Here is a 24,187-nt window from a genome sequence, read left to right as displayed (position 1 = left end):
CCTTCCGCCTCGGTCGCGCGGGGGCTCGCTGAGGTCCCGCCGGGTCACCGTCACCCTCGTGTCCGCCTCGGCGCTCCCGCTCGCCATGCGTGCCCCGCTGTCGACCCGGGAGGAGGGTGGTCCGGACCGGCGGAGACGCCGGCTCTCTCCCCAACTGGCGCCAACCGGCCATAAATTCGGCCTTCCTCAGGTGAATTGTGCGCTTGTGAAGGGTAGATAAGGTTCACCGGATCACAGCAGCTCACGCAGCACGACTGCACTCCTGAAGGGAGCCCGCCGTGGACAACGAAGTCGCCGCGGGAAACAGCACTTCCACTCTCGGCAACCTCGCACTCGGACTGACCCTGCTCGCCTTCGGGCTGGGCGGGACGGGTCTCATCGACAACGTCGCGGCAGCGGATGCCGCGGGCCTCGCCACCTGGGTCGGCGGGGTGGCGCTCTTCCTCGTCGGACTGATCGCCCTGCGCGGCGGCAGCACCGGTGAGGGCACGGCGTACACCGCGCTCGGCGCCTTCTGGTTCACCTGGGGGACCGCCGTCGGCGGCGGGGCCTCGGCGGACGCCGTCGGGCTCTTCATGCTCCTGTGGGCGCTCCTCGCGCTCACGCTGACCATGGCCGCGTCGGGGAGCGGTCTGTTCGGACAGGGTGTGTACGGGCTGCTGTTCGTCGCGCTGCTGCTGATCGGCATCGGCGCGCTGGCCGACAACGGCGGTCTGGCGAAGGCGGGCGGTTGGGTCGCGGCCGTCGGGGGGCTCGCCGCCTGGTACGGCGCCACGGCAGCGGTGGCGGGGTGGCCGATGGCCCTCCGTCGCTCGGCGGGCACGAGCGCCCCGGCCGCGGGGTGACCACGAGCGCCGGCGAGTGAGCCGAAGGGGCGCGCGGCTGTCGACAGTCGCACGAGCGCCCCGGAGGCGAACCGAGCCCTGAAAGAGAAAAGAGAACGGTCCTTGCCGCACCTGGGTGTGCGGCAAGGACCGTTCTCGTGTCCGGTCGAACCGCCGGGGGACAGGCCCGGCGGCGCGGGTCGGGGGGACAGGCCCCGACCGACTGCTACTCGACCGTGACGGACTTGGCCAGGTTGCGCGGCTTGTCGATGTCGCGGCCCATGGCGAGCGCCGTGTGGTAGGCGAAGAGCTGGAGCGGGATGCCCATGAGGATCGGGTCCAGCTCGTCCTCGTTCTTCGGCACGATGATGGTGTGGTCGGCCTTCGCCTGCGGCTGGTGCGCGACCGCGAGGATGCGGCCGCTGCGGGCCTTGATCTCCTCCAGGGCGGCGCGGTTCTTCTCCAGCAGGTCGTCGTTGGGGACGATCGCGACCGTCGGCAGGGCCGGCTCGATGAGGGCGAGCGGGCCGTGCTTCAGCTCGGAGGCCGGGTACGCCTCGGCGTGGATGTAGGAGATCTCCTTCAGCTTGAGGGAGGCCTCCAGGGCCACCGGGTAGCCCCGGACGCGGCCGATGAACATCATCGACTGGGCGCCCGCGTACTCCGCGGCGATCTTCTTGATCTCGTCCTCGGTCTCGAGGATCTCGCTGATCTGGGCGGGCAGCTTGCGCAGGCCCTCGATGATCCGCTTGCCGTCGGTGACGGACAGGTCGCGGATGCGGCCCAGGTGCAGGGCGAGCAGCGCGAAGGCGGTGACCGTGTTGGTGAAGCACTTGGTGGAGACGACGCAGACCTCGGGGCCGGCGTGGACGTACACGCCGCCGTCGGCCTCGCGGGCGATGGCGGAGCCGACGACGTTCACGACGCCGAGGACGCGGGCGCCCTTGCGCTTGAGCTCCTGGACGGCGGCGAGCACGTCGTAGGTCTCACCGGACTGGGAGACGGCGATGTAGAGGGTGTCGGGGTCCACGACCGGGTTGCGGTAGCGGAACTCCGAGGCCGGCTCGGCGTCGGCGGGGATGCGGGCCAGGGACTCGATGAGCCCGGCGCCGATGAGGCCGGCGTGGTACGAGGTGCCGCAGCCGAGGATCTTGATCCGGCGGATCGTGCGGGCCTCGCGGGCGTCGAGGTTCAGGCCGCCCAGGTGCACGGTGGAGAAGCGGTCGTCGATCCGGCCGCGCAGCACGCGGTCGACCGCGTCGGGCTGCTCGGAGATCTCCTTGTGCATGTACGTGTCGTGGCCGCCCATGTCGTAGGAGGCGGCCTCCCACTCCACGGTCTCCGGGGTCGCCGTGGTGGTCGTCCCGGAGGTCGTGTAGGTGCGGAAGTCGTCGGCCTTGAGGGTGGCCATCTCGCCGTCGTCGAGGGTGACGACCTGGCGGGTGTGGGCGATCAGGGCGGCGACGTCGGAGGCGACGAGCATCTCCTTCTCGCCGATGCCGAGGATGACCGGGGAGCCGTTGCGGGCCACCACGATGCGGTCGTTGAAGTCGGCGTGCATCACGGCGATGCCGTAGGTGCCCTCGATGACCTTGAGGGCCTCGCGGACCTTCTCCTCAAGGGTGTCGGCCTGGGAACGGGCGATGAGGTGGGTGATGACCTCGGTGTCCGTCTCGGAGGCGAAGACGACGCCGTCCGCCTCCAGCTTCGCGCGCAGCTCCTGGGCGTTGTCCACGATGCCGTTGTGGACGACCGCGACCTTGTTCTCGGGGTCCAGGTGCGGGTGCGAGTTCACGTCGCTGGGGGCGCCGTGGGTGGCCCAGCGGGTGTGGGCGATGCCGGTGGTGCCGGAGAAGCGCTTGGGGACGCGGGCTTCGAGGTCCCGGACGCGGCCCTTGGCCTTCACCATCTTCAGGCCGCCGGCCTTCGGGCTGGTGATGACCATGCCGGCGGAGTCGTATCCCCGGTACTCCAGACGCGCCAGGCCCTCAAGGAGCAGGGGGGCGACGTCGCGCTTTCCGATGTAACCGACAATTCCGCACATAAAGGTGAAACCCCTCCAGGTCTGTGATGGTGCTTTCCGTGACCGCGGTCGCGCCGTTGCCTCAGCCGTAGACGATGCGGCGCAGCTGCCGGAGCGACAGCTCCGGTGGCGCCACGGCCCGGTGCGGCAGTTCCGCCGCGATCCGTTCGAAGATCTCGGCGTTCACGCCCCCGCCGGACTGCAGTTCGCGGTGGCGGCGGCGGACGAACTCCTCGGTCGTCTCGTCGAAGTACGCCAGCACGTCGAGTACCACCCGGGCGGCCTCACCGCGCTGGAGCGCGGTGCTGCGGACCAGATGGTCGACGAGGTCGTCATGCGACGGGCGGCGTTCGAGCACCCGTGAATACTGAGGGGTACTCGGCGCTCTTTGCAAGAATCCTGCCCGAAATCGGGCAGGACTTCCATGGTCGCCATCGAAAACGGGGATATTGGTCCAGACCTTGACCCGGCGTAGGGGTGGCGGTACGCATGGTTGCCGACTGGATATACAGAACTGAAGAGAAGAACAGACGGCCGTCGGACGTGCCGATCACCCGAAGACGTGTCGATCACCCGAAGGGGACCATGCCCGTGAGTCAGCGCCGAAGGATCCCTCGCCTCATCGGATCACTCCTCCTGGTCGCCACCGCCGGTGTCGGCTGCGGCGAGGCCACCGCCGACACCGGAGGCGCCGACGGCAAGGCCGCCGCCGAACCCGAGGTCCGCCCGCTCGGCCGCATCGTGCCCGTACCCGCCTCCGTCACCCCCGAGGGCGAGCCGTACACCCTCACCCGCGCCACCCGCATCGGCATCGACGAGACCTCCCGCGAGTCCCGGGCCGTCGGTCGCTACCTCGCCGGGCTGCTCCGCCCCGCCACCGGCTTCCCGCTGCACATCGTCGACGAGGCCGCGGCCCGCGGCGGCATCCGCCTCCGGCTCGACCCCGGCGCCGGCGAGCTCGGCGACGAGGGCTATCGCCTCCGCTCCGGAACCGACGGCGTCACCCTCACCGCCCGTGAACCCGCCGGTCTCTTCCGCGGCGTCCAGACCCTCCGCCAGCAGCTGCCCTCCGCCGTCGAGCGCCGCACCGTCCAGCCGGGCCCCTGGAAGATCGCCGGCGGCACGATCACCGACACCCCGCGCTACGCCTACCGGGGCGCGATGCTCGACGTCTCCCGCCACTTCTTCACCGTCGACGAGGTGAAGCGGTTCATCGACCAGCTCGCCCTCTACAAGATCAACACCCTGCATCTGCACCTCTCCGACGACCAGGGCTGGCGCATCGCCATCGACTCCTGGCCCCGCCTCACCACCCACGGCGGCTCCACCGAGGTGGGCGGCGGCCCCGGCGGCTTCTACACGAAGGAGCAGTACAAGGAGATCGTGCGGTACGCGGCCTCCCGCTACCAGGAGGTCATCCCCGAGATCGACGTGCCGGGCCACACCTTCGCGGCCCTCTCCTCCTACGCCGAACTCAACTGCGACGGCGTCGCCCCGCCCCTCTACACGGGCGTCAAGGTCGGCCTCAGCTCCCTCTGCGTGCCCAAGGACGTCACGTACGACTTCGTCGACGACGTGATCCGCGAGATCGCCGCCCTCACCCCCGGCCGCTACGTCCACATCGGCGGCGACGAGGCCCACTCCACCAGCCACGACGACTACGTGACCTTCATGGACAAGGTGCAGCCGCTCGTCGCCAAGTACGGCAAGACGGTCGTCGGCTGGCACCAGCTGACCGGCACGAAGCCCGCCGAGGGCGCCCTCGTCCAGTACTGGGGCCTCGACCGCACCCCCGCCGCCGAGAAGGAGCGGGTCGCGGCCGCCGCGCGGAACGGCGCCGGACTGATCCTCTCGCCCGCCGACCGCTCCTACCTCGACATGAAGTACACGAAGGACACCCCGCTCGGCCTCGCCTGGGCCGGCACGGTCGAGGTCCGGCGCTCGTACGACTGGGACCCGGCGACGTATCTGCCGGGGGCCCCGGAGAGCGCCGTCCGGGGCGTCGAAGCCCCCCTGTGGACGGAGACCCTCGCCACGACGGACGACCTCGACGTGATGGCCTTCCCGCGCCTCCCGGGCCTGGCCGAACTGGGCTGGTCCCCGGCGGAGACCCACGACTGGGACACGTACAAGATCCGCCTCGCGGAACAGGCCCCGCGCTTCGACGCGCTGGGCATCGCCTACTACCGCTCGCCGCAGGTGCCCTGGGAGTAGGGCGGAGTTCGGCCGGGTGGCGGGCTCATCGTGCGCGGCCGGGCGGTGGTGCGGAGACTGGCGGCATGTCCGTGCCGTCAGGGGAACCGTCCCAGCCAGCGCCCGAGCCGTCGCGGGTGACGTTCTTCGACAAGGCGGCCTACATCGTGGCGCCGGGGACCGCTGTCATCGGCCTGCTGTACTACTTCGGCAGTCTGTACGCCGACACCTACTACGCGACCTTCGGCGTGCCGGCGGCCGACCTCCAGCTGTCCGTCCAGTCCTACCTGGCCAAGAGCCCGGATGCGGTCTTCGGCCCGGTGTGGTTCCTGCTGATCTGCGGACTGGTCGTGCTGCTGGTGCTCGGTCGGGTCGGACACACGCTGGCCGGCCCCGGGAAGGAGCGCCGGCGCCGCACGGTGTGCCGGGTGCTCCTTGTCGTCGGCCTGTTCATGGCGCTGCTGGGATTTCCGGTCTTCTTCGGACTGCGCATCTGGCTCCCCCTCCCCGCGAGCTGGTGGTGGAGACCGTTCGTCCCGCCCCTCCTGGTGGCTCTGGGCGCCACTCTGGCGTTCTTCGCCGTGCGGCAGCGTCTCCAGCGGAGCGAGGACGAGCACCGGCGTGAGGGGACCGCCGAGCGGATGTGGTCCGCGGGCGGCGCCCTGCTGATCGGGCTGCTGGCCATGAGCCTGTTCTTCGCTGTGAGCCAATACGTGGCCGCGAGCGCGGCGACCGAGGCCCGGTCGGCCATCGAAGCGGGCAACGAGAAGAGCCTGCCGGTGCTGGTCTATTCGCGCATCCCGGTCGCGCACGACGCGAAGGGCATCACGTACAAGGACTTGGGCACCGCCAAGGGCCCGTATCGGCATCGGTACACCGGATTCCGCCTGCTCGTGAAGTCTCCGGCCCGCTTCTACCTGGTCTCCCATGAAACGCGGGACATGGATCAGTACATGACGGTCGTGCTGCCAGACGACGACACCGTGCGCGTGGCGCTGACCTCGGCCGTCAACTGACCTCGGACTCGGGCTCGGGCTCGGGCTCGGGCTCGGGCTCGGGATCGATCGGGGTCGGCTCGGTGGTGGGTGCGGGCTCGGGCGTCTCGGTGGTGGGTGCGGGCTCGGGCGTCTCGGTGGTCGGTGAAGGCTCGGGCGTCTCGGTGGTGGGCGAGGGCTCGTCCCCCACCGCCTCGCCGGAGAAGGGCACAGTGAGCGTTTCGCCCTGTGAGGTCTCGACGGTCAGCACTCCGGAGTAGGACCCCGTCTCGTACGGCATGAACCGGAAGTCCAGCTCGCACTCCTCGCCGGGGGCCAGCGTGCCGGTGCAGGTGCCGAGATCCACCGCCGCGTCTCCCATGTCCGGGTTGTCGGTGAATGTCTGTGGATTCGAGAAATTCATGGGCTCGTCGGAGGTGTTGACGACCTTCACCTTCCCGCCCGCCGATTCGCCCACCTTGGTGGTCGGCACGTCGATCGGGGCGGACTGACCGCCTGCGCCCTTTCCCGGGAAGAGCGACCCGATCGATTCGCCCGAGTCCGAGGGCGTCGACGGTGCCTCCGTGGTCTCCGTCCTCTCCCTCGGACCGTCCTTCGTTGTGCTGCCGCCCTCGCCCCCGCAGGCCGCCGACGCGGCGAGGGCCACGACCACTGCTGTTCCGGCGAGGCCACGCGCGATTCGAGTCAGCATGGCGTCAGACCTCCGCTCCCGGCCGGTGGACCCCGGCTCGTGGCCAACCTGCCATAGCGACGCTGGGTAATCGACGAGATGGGTCGGTGACACAGCGTGATCACCTGATCGGAGGGGATCGCGGTGTGAGTTCGGGCCGGCCCACCCTGGCAGCTCGCTGCAGGTGCCTTTGCCTGCGGAGTGGCCGGTGCACAAGGGAACCCAAAGGAAACTCACCAGCAGGGTGAGCATTGCCGCTCGCTGAACTCGCGGACAACGTCCCGGAGATCCTCAAGAACTGGCCCACCCTGCCGACGCTCTTCCGCCGCGACCCCGGTGCCCTGGCGCACCTGTGGTCCATCGGCGACCTCAACGCTCTCGTGGACGCCGAATGTGTTCCCGCCCGGAACGTCGTCCTGGTCAAGGACGGCAGGGTCCTGGAGCGGTACGCGTACATCGACGGCGACATGCCCCGGCCCGGCGCGATCCGCGCCCACCTCGACGACGGAGGCACGGTCTCGGTCCGGCAGCTCCAGACGGTCAAGCCGGCCCTGAGCGTTCTGCGACGCGAGATCCAGGACGAGACGGGAGATCGTCCAGCTCTCCGGCCGGAAGGCGTGGCCGCTGCACCCGCCCTTCGTCGCGAACCCGACGACGGAACACGGCAACTTCCTGGAGAGGGGATTCACTCCGGAGGAGCGGCACTATCTGGCCAACACGCTTCCGGCTCAGTCCGGTCCGGAGCGCGTGCCTGAGCACCGTGGACGCGACGGTGGTGATGGTCCCGTCGATTCCGGGACCATCGCCACGCTCAGGAACAACGCCCGCGCCGAGAATGGCGGAACGTCCCGCTCCTCTATGTGTCGGCGGTGGGCTTCGCCGGCGACCGGCGAGTGGGTTCGCGGTTCGAGCCCTACGGCATCGAACGGCTCGCCCGCGTGTCCGTCTCTTCACGCTGGTACAGCTCGGGCACGGAGACCTTGATCGGCTCCTGGGTGGTCCGGGCGATCACGACGACCGCGGGCTCGTTCGGGTCGGGGTTCTCTTCCCGGTGCGGGACGAACGGGGGGACGAGGAAGAAGTCTCCCGGGTCGGCGGCGAGTCGTACCTCCTGGGTGCCGTCGTGAAAGACGAACACGGGGTGACCGCTGACCACGTAGATCCCGGCTTCCGAGTCGCCGTGATGATGGTTGTCCGTCGAGCTCAGCGGCGGGTTCTCCACCCGGCCCATCCAGAGCTTCTTCGAGCCGACCGTGCCTCCGCTGATGGCGGCGTAACCGTCCAGCTCGCTGGAACGGACGTGGTGGACGCGGTTGTTGACAGTCATTGCGCAGCCTCTCGGTTTCGATCGTCTGGACCGGAACCAGGCTGCGACGCCCGTACTGGCGCGGGCAATTGTTCTTGCCGTTCCGGCAAGGCCCTTCCCTGCCTCGTGGCCGCGAGGCAGGGAAGGGCCTTGCCCCGCCGGGTACGAGACGTCGCGCGCGCCGTCAGAAGGCGCCGTTGAGGCCCCACCAGTCGCCGTTGGTCAGCTCGCCGGCCGCGAAGGCGCCGGTGCCGAGGCCGCGGTAGCCGACCAGCCATCCCGGGTTCCCCCGGTTGCCGTCGATGGCGTAATCGCTGTTGGTGAGGGCCGCGAGATCGGGGCGGCCGTCGCCGGTGGTGTCGCCGACCGCGAGGAAGGTGTCCATCGCGTTCCAGCCGCCGGAGCCGATCAGCTTGCGGGCCCCGAGGCCACCGGAGGCGGTCCCCGGGTAGAACCAGAGCTTGCCCGTGGACTTCTCCCGGGCGATCACGTCGACGCGACCGTCGCCGTTCGTGTCACCGGGTCCGACGAGGGCGTTCATGGCGTTCCAGCCGCCGGAGCCGATCGGTTTGCGGGCCCCGAGGGCGCCGGAGGCGGTGCCGGGGTAGAGCCAGAGCTTGCCCGTGGACTTCTCGACGGTCAGCAGGTCGGCGCGGCCGTCCCGGGACAGGTCGCCGACGCCGGCGATCCGGTCCATGCCGTTCCATCCGCCCGACCCGATGAGCTTGCGCGTGCCGAAGCCGCCCGTCCCCGTCCCGGGGTACAGCCATAGCCTGCCGGTCGAACGCTCGCGGGCGACGACGTCCTCGCGGGCGTCGCCGGTGAGGTCCCCGTGGCGCACGAGGGCGTCCAGCGAGTTCCAGCCGCCGGCGCCGACCAGCCGGCCCGAGCCGTCGCCGGGCAGGAACCACAGCCGTCCCACCAGGTCCCGTACGAGGGCATCGGCCTTGCGGTCACCGTTCAGGTCACCGAAGCCGGCCGCCTTGGGGGACGTCTCCGCATACCAATACGGGTACGCGGGCTGGGAGCACTCACGCCTCGTCCGGACGAACTTCACCGAGGCGATGGTGGTCATCGGACCGGTGGTCCAGGAGCCGTTGGACGACGGAGCTTCCGACCAGTAGCCCTCGTACGCCTTGTAGTCCGGCGACTCGTAAAGGCAGGCGTAGACGGACGTCCGGTTGATGTACGAGCCGAACCGGGTGCCCAACGAACCCATCGTGGCCATGTTCGTCTTCGTCTTGAGCATCGACCCCTTCGCGTCCTCCTGCGTCCAGGCACAGAAGTAGCCCGCCGGGCAGTCGCTCACGGCCGCCTGGGCCGGCGCGGCCGTGGTGACGGCGACGGTACCCAGCGTCGCGAGGCCCAGCAGTGACGCCAGTCCCCGCTTCATCATCTTGCGCATGTGTTCCCCTTTCGCCGGGTGAGACCCGCGACCGGCCGGATGGTTGTACGAGTGAGGCTCCGTGCCGAAAAGACGCGAGCCCCGGCGGAGGACCGTACTCCGGCGGGGTTCGCATCGGTCTGGGGGGGTCAGGCGAAGCGGGCGATCGGGTTCGCCAGGTCGCCGACGAGCTGGAGGGCCGCCGACGGGTCCGACAGGTCGACCATCTGCTTGTTGTTGCGCAGCTGGAGGCGGTTGAGGGCCGACAGGGCGAAGGTCTCCTCGAACATGTCGTACTGCGCGAAGCGGTCCGCGAGTTCCGGCTTCGCGGCCTGGTAGCCGTGTACGCATTCGGCGACCGTCCGCCAGAAGCGCTCCTCGTCGAGGACGCCCTCCGTCGCCAGCGTCGCCGCCAGGAAGCGGAAGAAGCAGTCGAAGACGTCCGTGAAGACCGAGAGGAGCTTCATGTCCTCGGGGATCTCGGCGCGGACGCGCTCCACCGCCGGCGGCAGGACCGCCGTCGGGTCCATGACGACGATCTCCTCGGCGATGTCCTTGAAGATCGCGCGGGAGACCGTGCCCTGCTCGTCGAGGACGAGGATCACGTTCTCACCGTGCGGCATGAACGCCAGGTCGTAGGCGTAGAAGCTGTGCAGGATCGGGAGGAGGTAGGCGTCCAGGTACTGGCGGAGCCACGCCGTCGGCTCCTGGCCCGACTCCTTGATCAGCGCGCCCGCGAAGGACGCGCCCGTGTGGTCCACGTGGAGGAGGGAGGCCATCGTCGCCAGGCGCTCGCCCTTGGCGAGCGACGGCACCGGGGACTCGCGCCACAGCGCGGCCAGCATCTTGCGGTACGGGGAGTAGCGGTCGGTCGCGGCCTCGTACTCCATGTGCCGGTAGCCGACCGCCGCCCGCTCCCGGATGATCGAGAAGCGGGCCGCCGCGAAGACGGAGTCCGACTCGATCAGCTGGTGAAGCCAGTCGTTGATCGCCGGCGTGGCCTCCATGTACGCGGCCGACAGGCCCCGCATGAAGCCCATGTTGAGGACCGAGAGCGCCGTCTTGACGTAGTGCTTGGCCGGGTCCGAGGCGTTGAAGAACGTACGGATCGACTGCTGCGCCAGGTACGTGTCGTCGCCCTCGCCCAGGTAGACGAGGCGCTGCTGGGCGACCTCGGCCGCGAAGGTGACGGACAGCTTGTTCCACCACTGCCAGGGGTGGACCGGCATCAGGAGGTAGTCGGCCAGGTTCAGGCCCCGGTCCGCGAGGACCGTCGCGAAGCCGTCGACCGTCGCGTCGCCGAGCTCCGCGCGGATGAACGCCTCGTAGTCGACGCCCGCCCCGGCGGTGAAGGTGGTGCGGTCGCGGCGGGCGGCCAGCCAGATCAGGTGGATGTCGCTCGCGGCCTCGGGGGCGTACGCCCGGAACTCGTCGACGCCGAAGCCGAGCCGGCCGTTGTTGGCGACGAAGCAGGGGTGGCCCTCGGTCATCCCGGTCTCGATCGCCTGGAAGCCGGCGTGGGCCAGCTCGGCGGAGGTGACGGGCGGCTTGGTCGCCTTGAACGCCGTACCGGCGAGCGTGGAGGAGATCTCCTCCAGGTAGACCGGCAGGATCTCGTCGCTGAGACCGAGGGCGCCGCGCAGCTCGGTGATGAACTGGAGGGCGTCCAGGGGGAGCTGCTCGTCGCCGCGGTGGCGGCTGATCGAGTCGGGGTAGACCTGCCAGTGGTCGAGCGCGAACCGGTCGGCGGTGAAGCGGTACTCGGTCGCGCCGTCGTCGCTGAGGACCTTGTAGCGGCTCTCGCCCAGCTCCTGCGGGTTGAGGAGCCGCTCGTGGGCGAACTCGGCGAGGCCCTTGCGGATCAGCGCGCGGTTGGCGGTCGCCCAGCGGTCGGGGGTCAGGTGGGCTACGGGGTCGACCCGGTTGATCGTGCTCATATCGACACCGCCACTGCCGCCTCGAACTGCTCCCGGGTGCAGAAGCTCAGCAGCGCCTTCTTCTCCGGCTTCTGGATCTCGCGCTCCGGCACGAAGCCGACTGCTTCATTGAGCGCGTGGACGGCCTTGTTGGCCACGTCGGGCTCGACGACCACGCGGGCCGTCGCCGGGTCGGCGAACAGCTCCGCCATCACGGCGGTGATCACCTTGCGGGTGAAGCCGTGCACCGGGGTGTCGGTGGGGGCCACGAGGAAGTGCATGCCGACGTCGCCGGGGAGCGGGTCGTAGAGGCCGACCAGCTCCAGGTGGGCGGGGTCGTAGCGCTCCATGAGGATGGCGGGGACCTCGTCGACCAGGCCGATGAAGGCCTGGTGGTGCGGGTCGGCGGCGAACGCCGTGTACTCGCGCTCGACGTCCTCCAGTCTGGCGTCCTGCATCATCCAGAAGGCGGCCTTGGGGTGGGTCACCCAGGCGTGGATCAGCTCCGCGTCCTTGAGGGGATCGAGCGGGCGGAAGCGGATGGTCATGCGGCGAACTCCTGGAAAGCGATGGTCTTCTCTACGGGGTAGTACTCGGAGCCCAGCATCTCCCCGATGATGTACGCGTTGCGGTACGCCCCCATGCCCAGGTCGGGCGCGGTGATCGAGTGGGTGTGCACGGCGGCGTTCTGGAGGAAGATCCCGCGGCCGGTCGTGTCGATCGAGTAGTTGCGGGCCACGTCGAAGCGGCCCTGGCCGTCCCAGCGGATGCGGTCGTGGATCGGGGCGAGGAAGGCGGGGGGCGTGTACTTGTAGCCCGTCGCGAGGATCAGGCCCTCCGTCTCCACGGTGAAGTCCTTCTCCTGCTCCTCCTGGCGGAAGCCGAGCGTGTACGTGCCGGTGGTGTCGTCGTACGCGGCGGCGTGCAGGGCGGAGTTGGTGAGCAGCCGGGTGGGGACGGGGCCGTCGAGGTTCTTCTGGTAGAGCAGGTCGAAGATCGCGTCGATGAGCTCGCCGTCGATGCCCTTGAAGAGGCCCTTCTGCTGGGTCTCCAGGCGGTAGCGGGTCTGCTCGGGGAGCGCGTGGAAGTAGTCCACGTACTCCGGGGAGGTCATCTCCAGGGTGAGCTTGGTGTATTCGAGGGGGAAGAAGCGGGGGGAGCGGGTCACCCAGTTCAGCTTGTAGCCGTGGACGTCGATCTCCGACAGGAGGTCGTAGTAGATCTCCGCCGCGCTCTGGCCGCTGCCGACCAGGGTGATCGACTTCTTCTTCTGGAGCGCCTCCTTGTTGGGGAGGTAGCGCGAGTTGTGGATCAGGTCGCCGCCGAGGTCGGCGCAGGTCTCGGGGACGTACGGCGGGGTGCCGGTGCCGAGGACGATCCGGCGGGCGCGGAAGGTCTCCCCGGCCTCGATGGTGACGACGTACACCTGGTCGGTCTCGTCGAAGGTCACGGAGGCGACGGTCGTCGACCAGCGGACGGACGTCAGCTTTCCGGCGGCCCAGCGGCAGTAGTCGTTGTACTCGGTCCGCAGCGGGTAGAAGTTCTCGCGGATGTAGAACGAGTACAGCCGGCCCTTCTCCTTCAGGTAGTTGAGGAAGGAGTACGGGGACGTCGGGTCGGCCATGGTGACCAGGTCCGACATGAACGGCGTCTGGAGATGGGCGCCTTCGAGGAACATCCCCGAGTGCCACTCGAAGTCCGGCTTGGACTCCAGGAAGAGACCGTCCAGGTGGTCGATGGGCTCCGCCAGGCAGGCGAGTCCGAGGTTGAACGGGCCGAGCCCGATACCGATGAAGTCGTACGTCCCGGTCGTCTCAGGCGTGGACAAGGGTCTCTCCCAGGTACTGCTCGGCGTGGCCGGCGATCAGGTCGAGGACGGCGGCGATGTCGGCCGCGGTCGTCTCGGGGTTGAGCAGGGTGAACTTGAGGTACTGGCGGCCGTCGACCTTGGTGCCGGCGACGACGGCCTCGCCGGAGGCGAAGAGCGCCTTGCGGGCGTAGAGGTTGGCCCGGTCGATCTCGGCGGGCGAGGTGACGGCCTCGGGGATGTAGCGGTAGACGAGGGTGGAGAGCTGCGGCTCGACGACGACGTCGTAGCGCGGGTCGGCGGCGAGCAGCGCGAAGCCCTCCCGGGCCAGGTCGCAGACCTCGTCGAAGAGCTCGCCGACGCCGTCGGCGCCCATCACGCGCAGCGTCATCCAGAGCTTGAGCGCGTCGAAGCGGCGGGTCGTCTGGAGCGACTTGTCGACCTGGTTCGGGATCTTCCCCCACAGTCCTTCGGACGTGGGAGGTGCCCCCGTGTCCCCGGTCTGACGCGGGTTGAGGTAGTCCGCGTGGTACGTCGCGTGGCGCAGGGTGGCGCCGTCGCGGACCAGGAGCGCGGAGGAACTCACCGGCTGGAAGAAGGACTTGTGGTAGTCGACCGTGACCGAGTCGGCCCGCTCGATGCCGTCCAGGAGGTGGCGGCGGGTGCGGGAGGCGAGCAGTCCGCAGCCGTAGGCCGCGTCGACGTGCATCCAGGCGCCGTAGTCGTCGGCGAGGGCGGCGACCTCGGGCAGCGGGTCGATGGAGCCGAAGTCGGTGGTGCCGGCGGTGGCGACGATCGCCATCGGGGTCAGGCCCTCGGCGCGGCAGGCCTCCAGCTCGGCGGCGAGGACGACGGACTGCATGCGCTTGTTCCGGTCGACCGGGATGGAGATGACGGCGTCGGCGCCGAGGCCGAGCAGGGTGGCCGACTTCTGGACGCTGAAGTGGCTGCACTCGGAGGAGAAGACGCGGAGCCTGGAAAGGTCCGTCGTCTTGGCCTCCTCGCGGGCCAGGAGCATGGCCTGGAGGTTGGACTGCGTACCGCCGCTGGTGAACACGCCGTCCGCGGCGGGGCCGAGGCCGATCCGGCCGGTCGTCCAGTCGATCAGCTTCCGCTCGATGAGGGTGCCGCCGGCGCTCTGGTCCCAGGTGTCGAGCGAGGAGTTGACGGCCGAGAGGACGGCCTCGCCGAGGACGGCGGGGATGACCACCGGGCAGTTGAGGTGGCCCAGGTAGCGGGGGTGGTGGAAGTAGACGGCGTCGCGGAGGTAGACGCTCTCCAGCTCGTCGAGGGCGGCGGAGGAGTCACCGAGCGGCCGGTCGAGGTCGACGGCGTCGATGACGGGGGCCAGTTCGGCGGGCGTGACGCCGCTGAACGGGCGGCGCGTCGTGGCGAGTTTGTCCGCCACCCGCTCGACCCCTTCGGTGACGGAGCGCCGGTAGCTCTCCGCCGTGGCGTCGTTGAGCAGGTGGGAGCGCATGTGGGGGCCCTTTCGGGAGGAACGCTGTGGGATGCCGCTGAGGGGTGCGGTGTGAAAGTAAGGTTAGCCTAACCTAATTTCGCAACGCAATGGCCCCCCAACCCGTCGGGGTCGGGGGGCCATGGAGGGAGGGTTACGCGTCGTCCTGCGTCTCGTCCGGCACCTCGCGCAGGGCGTCCTCGGACAGCCCCTTGCGCCAGTAACCGACGAACGTCACCCGGCGGCGGTCGAGTTCGCGCTCGCGCACGAAGTGGCGGCGCAGCGCCTTCACCGCGCCGGACTCGCCCGCGATCCAGACGTACGGAGCCTCGCCGGGCAGCTCGGCACCGCGCACCGCGTCCACGGCGGTGGGCGCCCCCTCCTCCCGTACGAGCCAGGTGACCGTGGCGTCCGCCTCGGTCACGAGGTCCATGCGGTCGCCGGAGTACGGCACTTCGAGGAACACCTGCGCGCGGGTCTCGGCCGGCAGCCACTCCAGGATCGCCGAGGCGGCCGGCAGGGCCGTCTCGTCCGCCCAGATCAGCACGGAGTCGGCGTCCTCGGGGAGCTGGAAGCGGACGCCCGTGTTCGCGGCGACCGCCGGGCCGAGGACGACCACCCGGTCACCGGGCGCGGCGCGCCCGGCCCAGCGGCAGGCCGGTCCGCCGTCCTCGTGGATCGCGAAGTCGATGTCCATCTCGTTCGGATCCGTGCGCTGCTCGCGGACCGTGTACGAGCGCATCACGGCCCGCTCGTCGTCCGGCATGGCCCGCCAGGCGCCCAGGATCGCGTACATGTCCGGGTTGTCGAGCGGTGGCAGGACGGGCGCCTCCTGGCCGGGGTGCGGCAGGAAGAGGGAGAGCGACTGGTCGCGGCCCCCGGAGGCGAACCCCTTCAGGTCCTCGCCGGTGAAGGTGACGCGGACCAGCGACGGGCCGAGCCGCCGGGTCCGGTCGACCTGGAGGGAGAAGAACTGGAACGGGGCGGTGTCGGCGGTCGTCATGGGTCAGGACACCTTCTTCGCGTTCTCCAGGGCCTTCGCCAGGTCCTCCAGGAGCGGGGCGCACTTGGCGTAGGAGTAGACGGGCTCGGTCACGCGCGGGATGACCTGGCCGGCCTTGACGGCGGGCAGCGCGCCCCAGGTCGGCTTGGCCTTCAGCTGCTCCGGCTGGAGGGTGCCGGTGCGGTTGTCGAGCATGATGACGTCGGCCTGGTACTTGTCGACGTTCTCCCAGCTGAGGCCCTCGAACCAGCCGCCCTGGTCCAGCTTGGTCGGGACGACCAGGTTGACGCCCAGCTCCTTGAAGAAGAGCGTGTCGGTCGGGCGGGCCGGGGTGGAGACGTAGAACAGGTCGGGGGAGCCGGAGCCGATGAGGACCTTGATGTCCTTCTTGGCCTTGGCGGCCTTGCGGACGCGCTCGGCGGCGGCCTCGAAGCGGGCCTTGTCGGCCTTGATCTGCGCGGTCCGGACGTCGGCGCCGAGCGAGGCGGCCAGGTCGGCGTGGCGCTGGAGGACGGCCGGCATCGACAGGTCGGAGGCCCACAGGGCGACGCTCGGGGCGATCTTGAGGATCTTGTCCTTCTGCTCCGCCGGCACGTACCAGAGGTCGTTCTTCTCCCACATGTCCGTGATGAGGACCTCGGGGTTGAGCTTGAGGTACTCCTCGATCTTGAACTCGCCCCAGACGTTGCCGATGACCGCGACCTTGTTGATGTCGAGGTCGCCCGCCTGGACGTCCGGCTTCCGCTCCTTGGTCTTCGGGTCCTCGACGTAGGTCGGGCCGAAGACGCCGACGACCTCGATGCCGAAGTCGTGCAGGGCGGCGGCCGTGCCGGTGAAGGCGACGATCCGCTTCGGGGTGGACTTCGCCTTCACGGCCAGGCCGCGGTCGTCCTTGAACTCCCAGGGGCCGGACTTCGCCGAGGCGGAGGGGGCGGTGGAGCCGCCGTCCTTCTTCGTCTCGCCGCCGCAGGCGGCGAGCGCGGCGCCGAGCCCGAGAGCGCCGCCGGCGGCCAGCAGGCCGCGACGGGTGAGACGGGTGGCGCGGGCGGTGCTGGGCATGGCGGAGTCGCTTTCGGTACGAGCCGGTGTCGGCCGGGGCAAGTCGAAGATAGGTTAGCCTAACCTCACGTTTTCTCGACAGGGTGGAACTTCCCCCGACGGCTGTGACGCTCGCTACTCCTGACGAGGCGAAGGACGCGCTCGCGCGGCGCGCCGCGAGGGGTGGGTGGGGCGGTCGTCGGACGATGGACGGGATGGCCACCGTCGACACGACCGCGAACGCCTCGGATCCGCCCACCCCCCGCACGTCCACCGCCGCCGGGTCACCGCCCGGATCGCCGCTCTGGCCGGCCGGGCTCGCGGCGGTCTTCACCCTCGTCCAACTGGCCCTTGTCGTCCCGGGGTCGGGCCTCGGCTGGGACGAGGCGGTGTACGTCAGCCAGGTCGGCGGGAACGCCCCGGCGGCCTTCTTCAGCGCCCCCCGCGCCCGGGGCGTTTCGTACCTCGTCGCCCCGGTGGCCGCGGTCACCGACTCCACGGCCGCGATCCGTGTCTACCTCGCCCTGCTGTCCGGGGTCGCCCTCTGGGGAGCGCTCCGGGCCTGGCGCGGAATCCTGCCCGCGTCGGTGGTGACGGCGGGGGGCGCGCTGTTCACGGGGCTGTGGGTCACGCTGTTCTACGGCCCGCGGGTCATGCCCAACCTGTGGTGCGCGTTCGGCGCGTTGGCCGCGGTCGGCTGCTTCCTGCGGTTCGCCGGCGGCGGCCACGCGGGCGTGGGCGGCCGCGGAGGCGGGGCCGGTCGCGCGGGCGGGGCCGGTCGCGCGGCGCTCGTGGGGCTCGGGTTCACCGCGGCCGGGGTCACCCTGTTCCGGCCCGGCGACGGGCTCTGGCTCGTCCTGCCGCTCGGCGCGGCGGCGCTGCTGGTGCCCGCCTGGCGGCGCCGCGCCGCCGCGCTCACCGCCGTGCTCGCCGGAGCGCTCGCGCTCGGAGCGCTGCCGTGGATCGCCGAGGCGTACGCGCACTACGGCGGCCTCGGCGCGCGACTGCGGCGCGCCGGGGAGATCCAGGGCTCCCTGGGCTGGTACCTGTCCGTGGACGACCACGTGCGCGCGCTCGCCGGCCGCACCCTGTGCCGGCCCTGCGACGTGCCCTGGGACCACCCGTTCACCGCGGTGTGGTGGTTCCTGCTGCCGGCGGCCGTCGCCGCCGGCGTGGTCGCCGCCTTCCGCGCCGGCCGGGGAGCCCCCGCCCTGCTCGCCACCGTGACCGCGGCCGCGCTGGCCGCTCCGTACCTCTTCACCGTCGGCTACGCGGCCCCCCGCTTCCTGCTCCCCGCGTACGCCCTGCTGGCGGTGCCCGTCGGCGAGTGCGCGGTGTCCCTGTTCGCCGCGGTGCGCTCCGCGCGGCGGCGGCGGGCGGCCACCGTCCTGCTCGCGGTCGCCCTGCTCGGACACCTCGCGGTGCAGTACGCCGTGCTCGACCGGGCCGTCTCCAACAGCCGTTCCGTACAGGACCAGTTCACCACCGTCGCGACCGCGCTGCACGGTCACGGCGTCCGGCCCCCCTGCCTCGTCACCGGCCGCGAGTACGTGCTGATCGGCTACTACGCGGGCTGTTCCTCCCGTCAGCCGCGCGGGCACGACGAGAGCATCACCCCGGACGGCATCGCCGCGGCCGCCCGCCGGATGCCGGTGGCCGTCATCGTGCCCGCCGGCGCCGCACCGCCCGACTACGCCCGCGCCTGGCGCTCCGTGCGGCTGCCGTCGACCGGGAGCTGGGAGCGTTACGACGCGTACGTCTCACCGCGTGCGCGGCGGTGACCGACACGGCCGTGCCCGCCGCTCCGTGCGCGGCGGTGACCGACACGGCCGTGCCCGCTGCTCCGCGCGCGGCGGTGACCGACACGGCCGTACGCACGTCGCGGGTCAGGCCGGGAGGCCCAACTCCCGGGCGATCAGCATCCGCTGGACCTCGCTCGTGCCCTCGCCGATCTCCAGGATCTTCGAGTCGCGCCACATGCGGGCCACCGGATACTCGTTCATGAAGCCGTAGCCGCCGTGGATCTGGGTCGCGTCACGGGCGTTGTCCACCGCCACCGTGGAGGAGTACAGCTTCGCGATCGCCGCCTCCTTCTTGAACGGCTCGCCCATGACCAGCCGCGAGGCCGCGTCCCGCCAGCCGATCCGGGACATGTGAGCCTTCGTCTCCATGTCGGCGATCATGAACTGGATGGCCTGGTTGTCGGCGATCGGCCGGCCGAAGGCGTGGCGCTCGTGCGCGTACTTCACCGACTCGTCCACACAGCCCTGCGCCAGCCCGGTCCCCAGCGCCGCGATCGCGACCCGGCCCTCGTCCAGGATCCGCAGGAACTGCGCGTACCCGCGGCCCTCCTCGCCGAGGAGGTTCTCCACCGGGACGCGGACGTCGGAGAAGGACAGCTCCCGGGTGTCCGAGGCGTTCCAGCCGACCTTGGAGTACGGGGCGGCGACCGTGAAGCCCGGCGTGCCGGACGGGACAATGATCGAGGAGATCAGCGGGCGGCCGTCCGGCTTGCGGCCGGTGACCGCCGTGACCGTCACCAGACCCGTGATGTCCGTACCGGAGTTGGTGATGAAGCACTTCGAGCCGTTGATGACCCACTGGTCGCCGTCGCGGACGGCGGTGGTGCGGGTGCCGCCGGCGTCGCTGCCCGCCCCCGGCTCCGTCAGGCCGAACGCGCCGAGCATCTCGCCGCTGGTCAGCTTCGGCAGCCACGCCCGCTTCTGCTCCTCCGTGCCGAAACGGAAGACCGGCATGGCGCCGAGGGAGACGCCCGCCTCCAGCGTGATGGCGACGGAGGAGTCGACCCGGGCGAGCTCCTCCAGGGCGATGCCGAGCGCGAGGTAGTCACCGCCCATGCCGCCGTACTCCTCGGGGAACGGCAGACCGAACAGGCCCATGCGGCCCATCTCGGCGACGATCTCGTACGGGAACTCGTGCCGCTCGTAGTAGTCGCCGATCTTCGGGGCGACGACGTCGTGCGCGAAGGCCTCGACGGTGCGGCGGAGTTCCTGGTGCTCTTCGGAGAGCCGGTGGTCGAGGGACATGGCGGTGGTCACTCCTTGTGGGAGAGGGCGCGGACGGTACGGGAAGGGCTGGGCCGGCCCAGCTGTTCGGCCATCCACCCGCTCGTGGCGGTGAGGGCGGCCAGATCGACCCCGGTCTCGATGCCGAGACCGTCGAGCATCCACACGAGATCCTCGGTGGCGAGATTGCCGGTCGCGCTCTTCGCGTACGGGCAGCCGCCGAGGCCGCCGGCGGAGGCGTCGACCGTCGTCACCCCGTGCCGCAGCGCGGCGAGGGTGTTGGACAGGGCCTGCCCGTACGTGTCGTGGAAGTGCACGGCGATACGGGAAGTGGGGACCCCGGCCTCGTTCAGCGCCGTCAGGAGCGCCTGGACGTGACCCGGGGTGGCGACGCCGATCGTGTCGCCGAGGCTCAGCTCGTCGCAGCCCATCTCGGCGAGGGCCTTCGTGACGCGGACGACCTGCTCGATCGGGACGGCGCCCTCCCAGGGGTCGCCGAAGCACATCGACAGGTAGCCGCGGACCTTCAGCCCCGCCTCTATGGCGCGGGTGACCGTCGGCGCGAAGAGCGCGAGCGCCTCGTCGACGGTGCGATTGAGGTTGGCCTTCGCGAAGGACTCGGTCGCGGAGGCGAAGACCGCGATCTCCCGCGCCCCGAGCGCGAGCGCCCGGTCGAGGCCGCGCTCGTTCGGCACGAGGACCGGCAGGCGGACACGCAGATCGCGGACGAGCGGGAACAGCTCCTCGGCGTCGGCCAGTTGGGGCACCCACTTCGGGTGCACGAAGCTGGTCGCCTCGACCGTGTCCAGCCCGGCGGCGGCGAGCCGCCGGATGAACTCGGCCTTCACGTCGGTCGGGACGGCCGACTTCTCGTTCTGCAGCCCGTCGCGGGCGCCGACCTCGTGGATCCGCACCCGGGCCGGGAGCGCGGGATCGGGCACGACCATGGGCAGTCCGGCGGCGGTCACGATTCCTCCCGGGGGGCGACGACGGCCAGGATCTGGTCCATCGCGACGGTGGAGCCGGGCGTGACGTCGAGCTCCGTGACGGTGCCGGCGTGCGGGGCGGAGATGACGTGCTCCATCTTCATCGCCTCGACGACGAGCAGACTCTGCCCCGCCTCGACCTCGTCCCCGACGGCCACCTTGACGACGGTGACGGTGCCGGGCATCGGCGCGGCGAGCGTGTCGGCGCCCCCGTGCCGCGCGCCGGAGAGCGCGGCCTCGACGGGGTCGTGGTCGAGCACGTGCCAGGAATCGCCGTCCCGGCCCAGCCAGTTGCCGCTGCGGTGGAAGTGATGGGTGAGCCCGTCCACCGTGACGGTCACCGAGGTGTCCGTGACCCGGGCGCCGCCCGGCGCCTCGACCATCACGGGTTCGAGTCCCGATACGCGTACGGGGAAGGGGAGCGGGGCCGGGCGACCGCCGAGCCGCCAGCCGCTCGGGACCGAGAACGGGTCCGTCCAGCCGTCCCGGGGCGCCGGGGCCAGCTCCGCGATCCGTACGGCCGCCGCCGCCGCGTACACCTCGGTCGGGACGCCCTCCGGGATCAGGGACTCCGCGTCCCGTTCCACCAGGCCCGTGTCCAGGTCGCCCGCGACGACGTCCTCGTGGGCCAGGAGGCGGCGCAGGAACCCCGCGTTCGTGGGGACGCCGAGGGTGACCGTGTCGGCGAGGGCCGAGCGCAGCTTGCGGAGAGCCGTGGGGCGGTCCTTCGCGTGGACGATGACCTTCGACAGCATCGGGTCGTAGAGCGACGACACCTCCGTGCCCTGCGACAGGCCCGAGTCCGTACGGACCCCCGCGCCCTGCGGCTCGTTCAGCGAGAGGACCGTGCCGCCCGAGGGCAGGAAGCCCCGCGAGGGGTCCTCCGCGCAGATGCGCGCCTCGATCGCCCAGCCCGAGAGGGTGATGTCCTCCTGCGCGAAGGGGAGCGGCTCGCCCGACGCCACCCTCAGCTGCCACTCCACCAGGTCCACGCCCGTGATCAGCTCCGTCACCGGGTGCTCGACCTGGAGGCGGGTGTTCATCTCCATGAAGTAGTACGCCGACGGGTCGACGCCCGGGACGATGAACTCGACCGTGCCCGCGCCCACATAGCCGCAGGAGCGCGCCGCCTCGACCGCCGCCGCGCCCATCGACGCCCGGATCTCCGGCGTGAGGAGGACGGAGGGCGCCTCCTCGATGATCTTCTGGTGGCGGCGCTGGAGCGAGCACTCGCGCTCGCCCAGGTGGATCACGTTCCCGTGGGTGTCCGCCAGGACCTGGATCTCGATGTGCCGGGGCCGGTCGATCCACCGCTCCACGAGCAGCGTGTCGTCGCCGAAGGAGGAGCGCGCCTCCCGCCTCGCCGCCGCGATCTCCTCCTCCAGGACCGCCAGGTCCCGGACGAGCCGCATGCCCTTGCCGCCGCCGCCGGCGGACGGCTTGAGCAGGACGGGCGCGCCCAGCTCGCGGGCCGCCTCGACCAGTTCGGGGTCGGCCGCGCCGGGGACGACGGGCACGCCCGCCGCCTTCACGGTCTCCTTCGCCCGGATCTTGTCGCCCATCAGGGAGATCGCCTCGGCGGTCGGGCCGATGAAGACCAGACCCGCGTCCGCGCACGCCCGCGCGAACGCGGCGTTCTCCGCGAGGAACCCGTACCCCGGGTGCACGGCCTGCGCCCCGGTCCGGGCGGCCGCGTCGAGGAGCGCCGGGACGGACAGGTACGACTCGGCGGCCGGCGGCGGACCGATCCGTACCGCGGTGTCCGCCTCCCGTACGTGCCGGGCGTCGGCGTCCGCGTCGCTGTACACGGCCACCGAACGCACGCCCATCTCCCGCAGGGTGCGGATGACGCGGACGGCGATCTCGCCTCGGTTGGCCACAAGGACGGTGTCGAACATGCTGTGCATCTCCTGGGGGCCCTTCACATCCGGAAGACGCCGAACTGGGGGTCACCCAGCGGCGCGTTGGCACAGGCGGTCAGGGCGAGGCCGAGGACCTGCCGGGTCTCCATCGGGTCGATGACCCCGTCGTCCCACAGCCGGGCGCTCGCGTAGTAGGCGCTGCCCTGGGTCTCGTACTGCTCGCGGATCGGCGCCTTGAAGGCCTCCTCGTCGTCCGCGCTCCACTCGTCGCCGAGCTGGTCCCGCTTGACCGTCGCGAGGACGGACGCGGCCTGCTCGCCGCCCATGACGGAGATCTTGGCGTTGGGCCACATCCACAGGAAGCGGGGGGAGTACGCCCGGCCGCACATCGAGTAGTTGCCCGCGCCGTACGAACCGCCGACGACGACCGTCAGCTTCGGGACCCGGGTGGTGGCCACGGCCGTGACCATCTTGGCGCCGTGCTTGGCGATGCCGCCGTGCTCGTACGCCTTGCCGACCATGAAGCCGGTGATGTTCTGGAGGAAGACGAGCGGGATGCCGCGCTGGTCGCACAGCTCGATGAAGTGCGCGCCCTTCTGGGCCGACTCGGCGAACAGGATGCCGTTGTTGGCGACGATCCCGACCGGGTGGCCGTGGACGCGGGCGAAGCCGGTGATCAGCGTCTGCCCGTACTCGGCCTTGAACTCCTGGAAGCGGGAGCCGTCCACGACCCGGGCGATCACCTCGCGCACGTCGTACGGGGTACGGGAGTCCACCGGCACCGCGCCGTAGAGCCCGGCCGGGTCCACCTTCGGCTCCTCGGCCCGCTCGACCGACCAGGGGAGCGGGCCGCGCTCGGGGAGCGTGGCGACGATGTTCCGCACGATCCGCAGGGCGTGGGCGTCGTCCTCCGCGAGATGGTCGGTGACGCCGGAGATCCGCGAGTGGACCTCGCCGCCGCCCAGCTCCTCCGCGGTGACGACCTCGCCGGTCGCCGCCTTCACGAGCGGCGGACCGCCCAGGAAGATCGTGCCCTGGTTCCGGACGATCACGGCCTCGTCGCTCATCGCCGGGACGTACGCGCCGCCCGCCGTGCACGAGCCGAGGACGGCCGCGATCTGCGGGATGCCCGCACCGGACATCCGGGCCTGGTTGTAGAAGATCCGGCCGAAGTGCTCCCGGTCCGGGAAGACCTCGTCCTGCATCGGCAGGAACGCGCCGCCGGAGTCGACCAGGTAGAGGCAGGGGAGACGGTTCTCCAGCGCCACCTCCTGGGCGCGCAGGTGCTTCTTCACCGTCATCGGGTAGTACGTGCCGCCCTTGACCGTGGCGTCGTTGGCGACGATCACGCACTCGCGGCCCGAGACCCGGCCGATGCCGGCGATGACCCCGGCGGCGGGCGCCTGGTCGCCGTACATCCCGTTCGCCGCCAGCGGGGCCAGCTCCAGGAAGGGCGAGCCCGGGTCCAGGAGGGTGTCCACGCGGTCCCGCGGCAACAGCTTCCCGCGCGCCGTGTGCCGGGCGCGGGACTTCTCACCGCCGCCCAGCGCGGCGGCGGCGAGCTTGGCGCGCAGGGTCGCGGCCAGCTCGTGGTGCGCCGCCTCGTTGGCCTGCCAGGCCGCGGACGCGGGATCCGCCGCGCTCGTCAGCACAGGTGCCTGCTGCATCCCTCGAGCTCCCTTGCTCGGTTAATGA

At 70.9% G+C, this 24,187-nt stretch carries 20 protein-coding genes; 5 read left to right on the top strand and 15 right to left on the bottom strand.

Annotated features, from left to right (window positions below; translation table 11 throughout):
* Nucleotides 1-278 precede the first annotated feature (278 nt).
* Complete coding sequence (locus tag ACFWWU_RS17465) at nucleotides 279-845, top strand: GPR1/FUN34/YaaH family transporter (RefSeq protein WP_384145696.1); 567 nt, start codon at nucleotides 279-281, stop codon at nucleotides 843-845.
* Between the two features lie 205 nt (nucleotides 846-1,050).
* On the opposite strand, the gene glmS is transcribed toward ACFWWU_RS17465, so the two are convergent.
* Both glmS and ACFWWU_RS17455 read right to left on the bottom strand, forming a co-directional pair.
* Nucleotides 1,051-2,868 (bottom strand): glutamine--fructose-6-phosphate transaminase (isomerizing), encoded by a 1,818-nt coding sequence (gene glmS / locus ACFWWU_RS17460; RefSeq protein ID WP_384145693.1) that lies wholly within the window; start codon nucleotides 2,866-2,868, stop codon nucleotides 1,051-1,053.
* A gap of 61 nt (nucleotides 2,869-2,929) precedes the next feature.
* Nucleotides 2,930-3,205 carry a hypothetical protein gene (locus ACFWWU_RS17455; protein ID WP_384145690.1) on the bottom strand — a complete coding sequence of 92 codons (276 nt, stop codon included), beginning with the start codon at nucleotides 3,203-3,205 and terminating at the stop codon, nucleotides 2,930-2,932.
* 227 nt (nucleotides 3,206-3,432) lie between these two features.
* Between ACFWWU_RS17455 and ACFWWU_RS17450 the strand changes: the two genes are divergently transcribed.
* A complete protein-coding gene (locus ACFWWU_RS17450) occupies nucleotides 3,433-5,061 on the top strand; it encodes a beta-N-acetylhexosaminidase (RefSeq protein WP_384145686.1) in 1,629 nt (542 codons plus the stop codon).
* Nucleotides 5,062-5,126: 65 nt separating this feature from the next.
* Entirely contained in the window at nucleotides 5,127-6,056 is a 930-nt protein-coding gene (locus tag ACFWWU_RS17445) for a hypothetical protein (protein WP_384145683.1), read from the top strand.
* On the opposite strand, the gene ACFWWU_RS17440 is transcribed toward ACFWWU_RS17445, so the two are convergent.
* A complete protein-coding gene (locus tag ACFWWU_RS17440) occupies nucleotides 6,049-6,726 on the bottom strand; it encodes a hypothetical protein (RefSeq protein WP_384145680.1) in 678 nt (225 codons plus the stop codon). The two genes, ACFWWU_RS17445 and ACFWWU_RS17440, sit on opposite strands and share 8 nt — an antisense overlap.
* A 230-nt stretch (nucleotides 6,727-6,956) precedes the next feature.
* On the opposite strand from ACFWWU_RS17440, the gene ACFWWU_RS17435 reads away from it, so the two are divergent.
* Nucleotides 6,957-7,460, top strand: coding sequence for a hypothetical protein (locus tag ACFWWU_RS17435; protein ID WP_384145677.1), 504 nt, complete (start codon nucleotides 6,957-6,959; stop codon nucleotides 7,458-7,460).
* A 158-nt stretch (nucleotides 7,461-7,618) separates the two neighbouring features.
* On the opposite strand, the gene ACFWWU_RS17430 is transcribed toward ACFWWU_RS17435, so the two are convergent.
* The 8 genes from ACFWWU_RS17430 to ACFWWU_RS17395 form a co-directional block, all read right to left on the bottom strand.
* Nucleotides 7,619-8,032, bottom strand: coding sequence for a cupin domain-containing protein (locus tag ACFWWU_RS17430; RefSeq protein WP_384145674.1), 414 nt, complete (start codon nucleotides 8,030-8,032; stop codon nucleotides 7,619-7,621).
* 163 nt (nucleotides 8,033-8,195) lie between these two features.
* On the bottom strand, nucleotides 8,196-9,416 hold the full coding sequence (locus ACFWWU_RS17425; protein WP_384145671.1) for an FG-GAP-like repeat-containing protein: 1,221 nt from the start codon (nucleotides 9,414-9,416) through the stop codon (nucleotides 8,196-8,198).
* A 128-nt stretch (nucleotides 9,417-9,544) separates the two neighbouring features.
* On the bottom strand, nucleotides 9,545-11,332 hold the full coding sequence (locus ACFWWU_RS17420) for an IucA/IucC family protein (RefSeq protein ID WP_384145668.1): 1,788 nt from the start codon (nucleotides 11,330-11,332) through the stop codon (nucleotides 9,545-9,547).
* Nucleotides 11,329-11,859: a GNAT family N-acetyltransferase gene (locus tag ACFWWU_RS17415; RefSeq protein ID WP_384145665.1), complete on the bottom strand. Its 531-nt coding sequence runs from the start codon at nucleotides 11,857-11,859 to the stop codon at nucleotides 11,329-11,331. The genes ACFWWU_RS17420 and ACFWWU_RS17415 overlap by 4 nt, the downstream gene beginning before the upstream one ends.
* Nucleotides 11,856-13,139, bottom strand: a complete 1,284-nt coding sequence (locus ACFWWU_RS17410) for a lysine N(6)-hydroxylase/L-ornithine N(5)-oxygenase family protein (protein WP_384145662.1) — start codon at nucleotides 13,137-13,139, stop codon at nucleotides 11,856-11,858. The genes ACFWWU_RS17415 and ACFWWU_RS17410 overlap by 4 nt, the downstream gene beginning before the upstream one ends.
* Entirely contained in the window at nucleotides 13,126-14,598 is a 1,473-nt protein-coding gene (locus ACFWWU_RS17405) for a pyridoxal phosphate-dependent decarboxylase family protein (RefSeq protein WP_384145659.1), read from the bottom strand. Before ACFWWU_RS17405 ends, ACFWWU_RS17410 begins: the two co-directional genes overlap by 14 nt.
* Nucleotides 14,599-14,731: 133 nt before the next feature.
* Complete coding sequence (locus ACFWWU_RS17400; protein ID WP_384145656.1) at nucleotides 14,732-15,580, bottom strand: siderophore-interacting protein; 849 nt, start codon at nucleotides 15,578-15,580, stop codon at nucleotides 14,732-14,734.
* Between the two features lie 3 nt (nucleotides 15,581-15,583).
* Nucleotides 15,584-16,639, bottom strand: coding sequence for an ABC transporter substrate-binding protein (locus ACFWWU_RS17395; protein ID WP_384145652.1), 1,056 nt, complete (start codon nucleotides 16,637-16,639; stop codon nucleotides 15,584-15,586).
* A gap of 194 nt (nucleotides 16,640-16,833) precedes the next feature.
* On the opposite strand from ACFWWU_RS17395, the gene ACFWWU_RS17390 reads away from it, so the two are divergent.
* Nucleotides 16,834-18,399: a hypothetical protein gene (locus ACFWWU_RS17390; RefSeq protein WP_384145649.1), complete on the top strand. Its 1,566-nt coding sequence runs from the start codon at nucleotides 16,834-16,836 to the stop codon at nucleotides 18,397-18,399.
* A gap of 105 nt (nucleotides 18,400-18,504) precedes the next feature.
* Here ACFWWU_RS17390 and ACFWWU_RS17385 read toward each other — a convergent pair whose 3' ends face one another.
* From ACFWWU_RS17385 to ACFWWU_RS17370, 4 genes are read right to left on the bottom strand one after another with little or no spacing between them, the layout of a single operon-like run.
* Nucleotides 18,505-19,665, bottom strand: a complete 1,161-nt coding sequence (locus ACFWWU_RS17385; RefSeq protein WP_384145645.1) for an acyl-CoA dehydrogenase family protein — start codon at nucleotides 19,663-19,665, stop codon at nucleotides 18,505-18,507.
* A gap of 8 nt (nucleotides 19,666-19,673) precedes the next feature.
* A complete protein-coding gene (locus ACFWWU_RS17380) occupies nucleotides 19,674-20,591 on the bottom strand; it encodes a hydroxymethylglutaryl-CoA lyase (RefSeq protein WP_384145908.1) in 918 nt (305 codons plus the stop codon).
* A 17-nt stretch (nucleotides 20,592-20,608) separates the two neighbouring features.
* Entirely contained in the window at nucleotides 20,609-22,537 is a 1,929-nt protein-coding gene (locus ACFWWU_RS17375; RefSeq protein WP_384145642.1) for an acetyl/propionyl/methylcrotonyl-CoA carboxylase subunit alpha, read from the bottom strand.
* A 14-nt stretch (nucleotides 22,538-22,551) separates the two neighbouring features.
* Entirely contained in the window at nucleotides 22,552-24,159 is a 1,608-nt protein-coding gene (locus ACFWWU_RS17370; RefSeq protein WP_384145639.1) for a carboxyl transferase domain-containing protein, read from the bottom strand.
* Nucleotides 24,160-24,187: the final 28 nt, after the last annotated feature.

It is taken from the genome of Streptomyces sp. NPDC058650 (assembly GCF_042717315.1).
In the GTDB taxonomy this organism is placed as follows: Bacteria; Actinomycetota; Actinomycetes; order Streptomycetales; family Streptomycetaceae; genus Streptomyces.
This window is presented reverse-complemented; position numbering and strand designations above follow the sequence as displayed.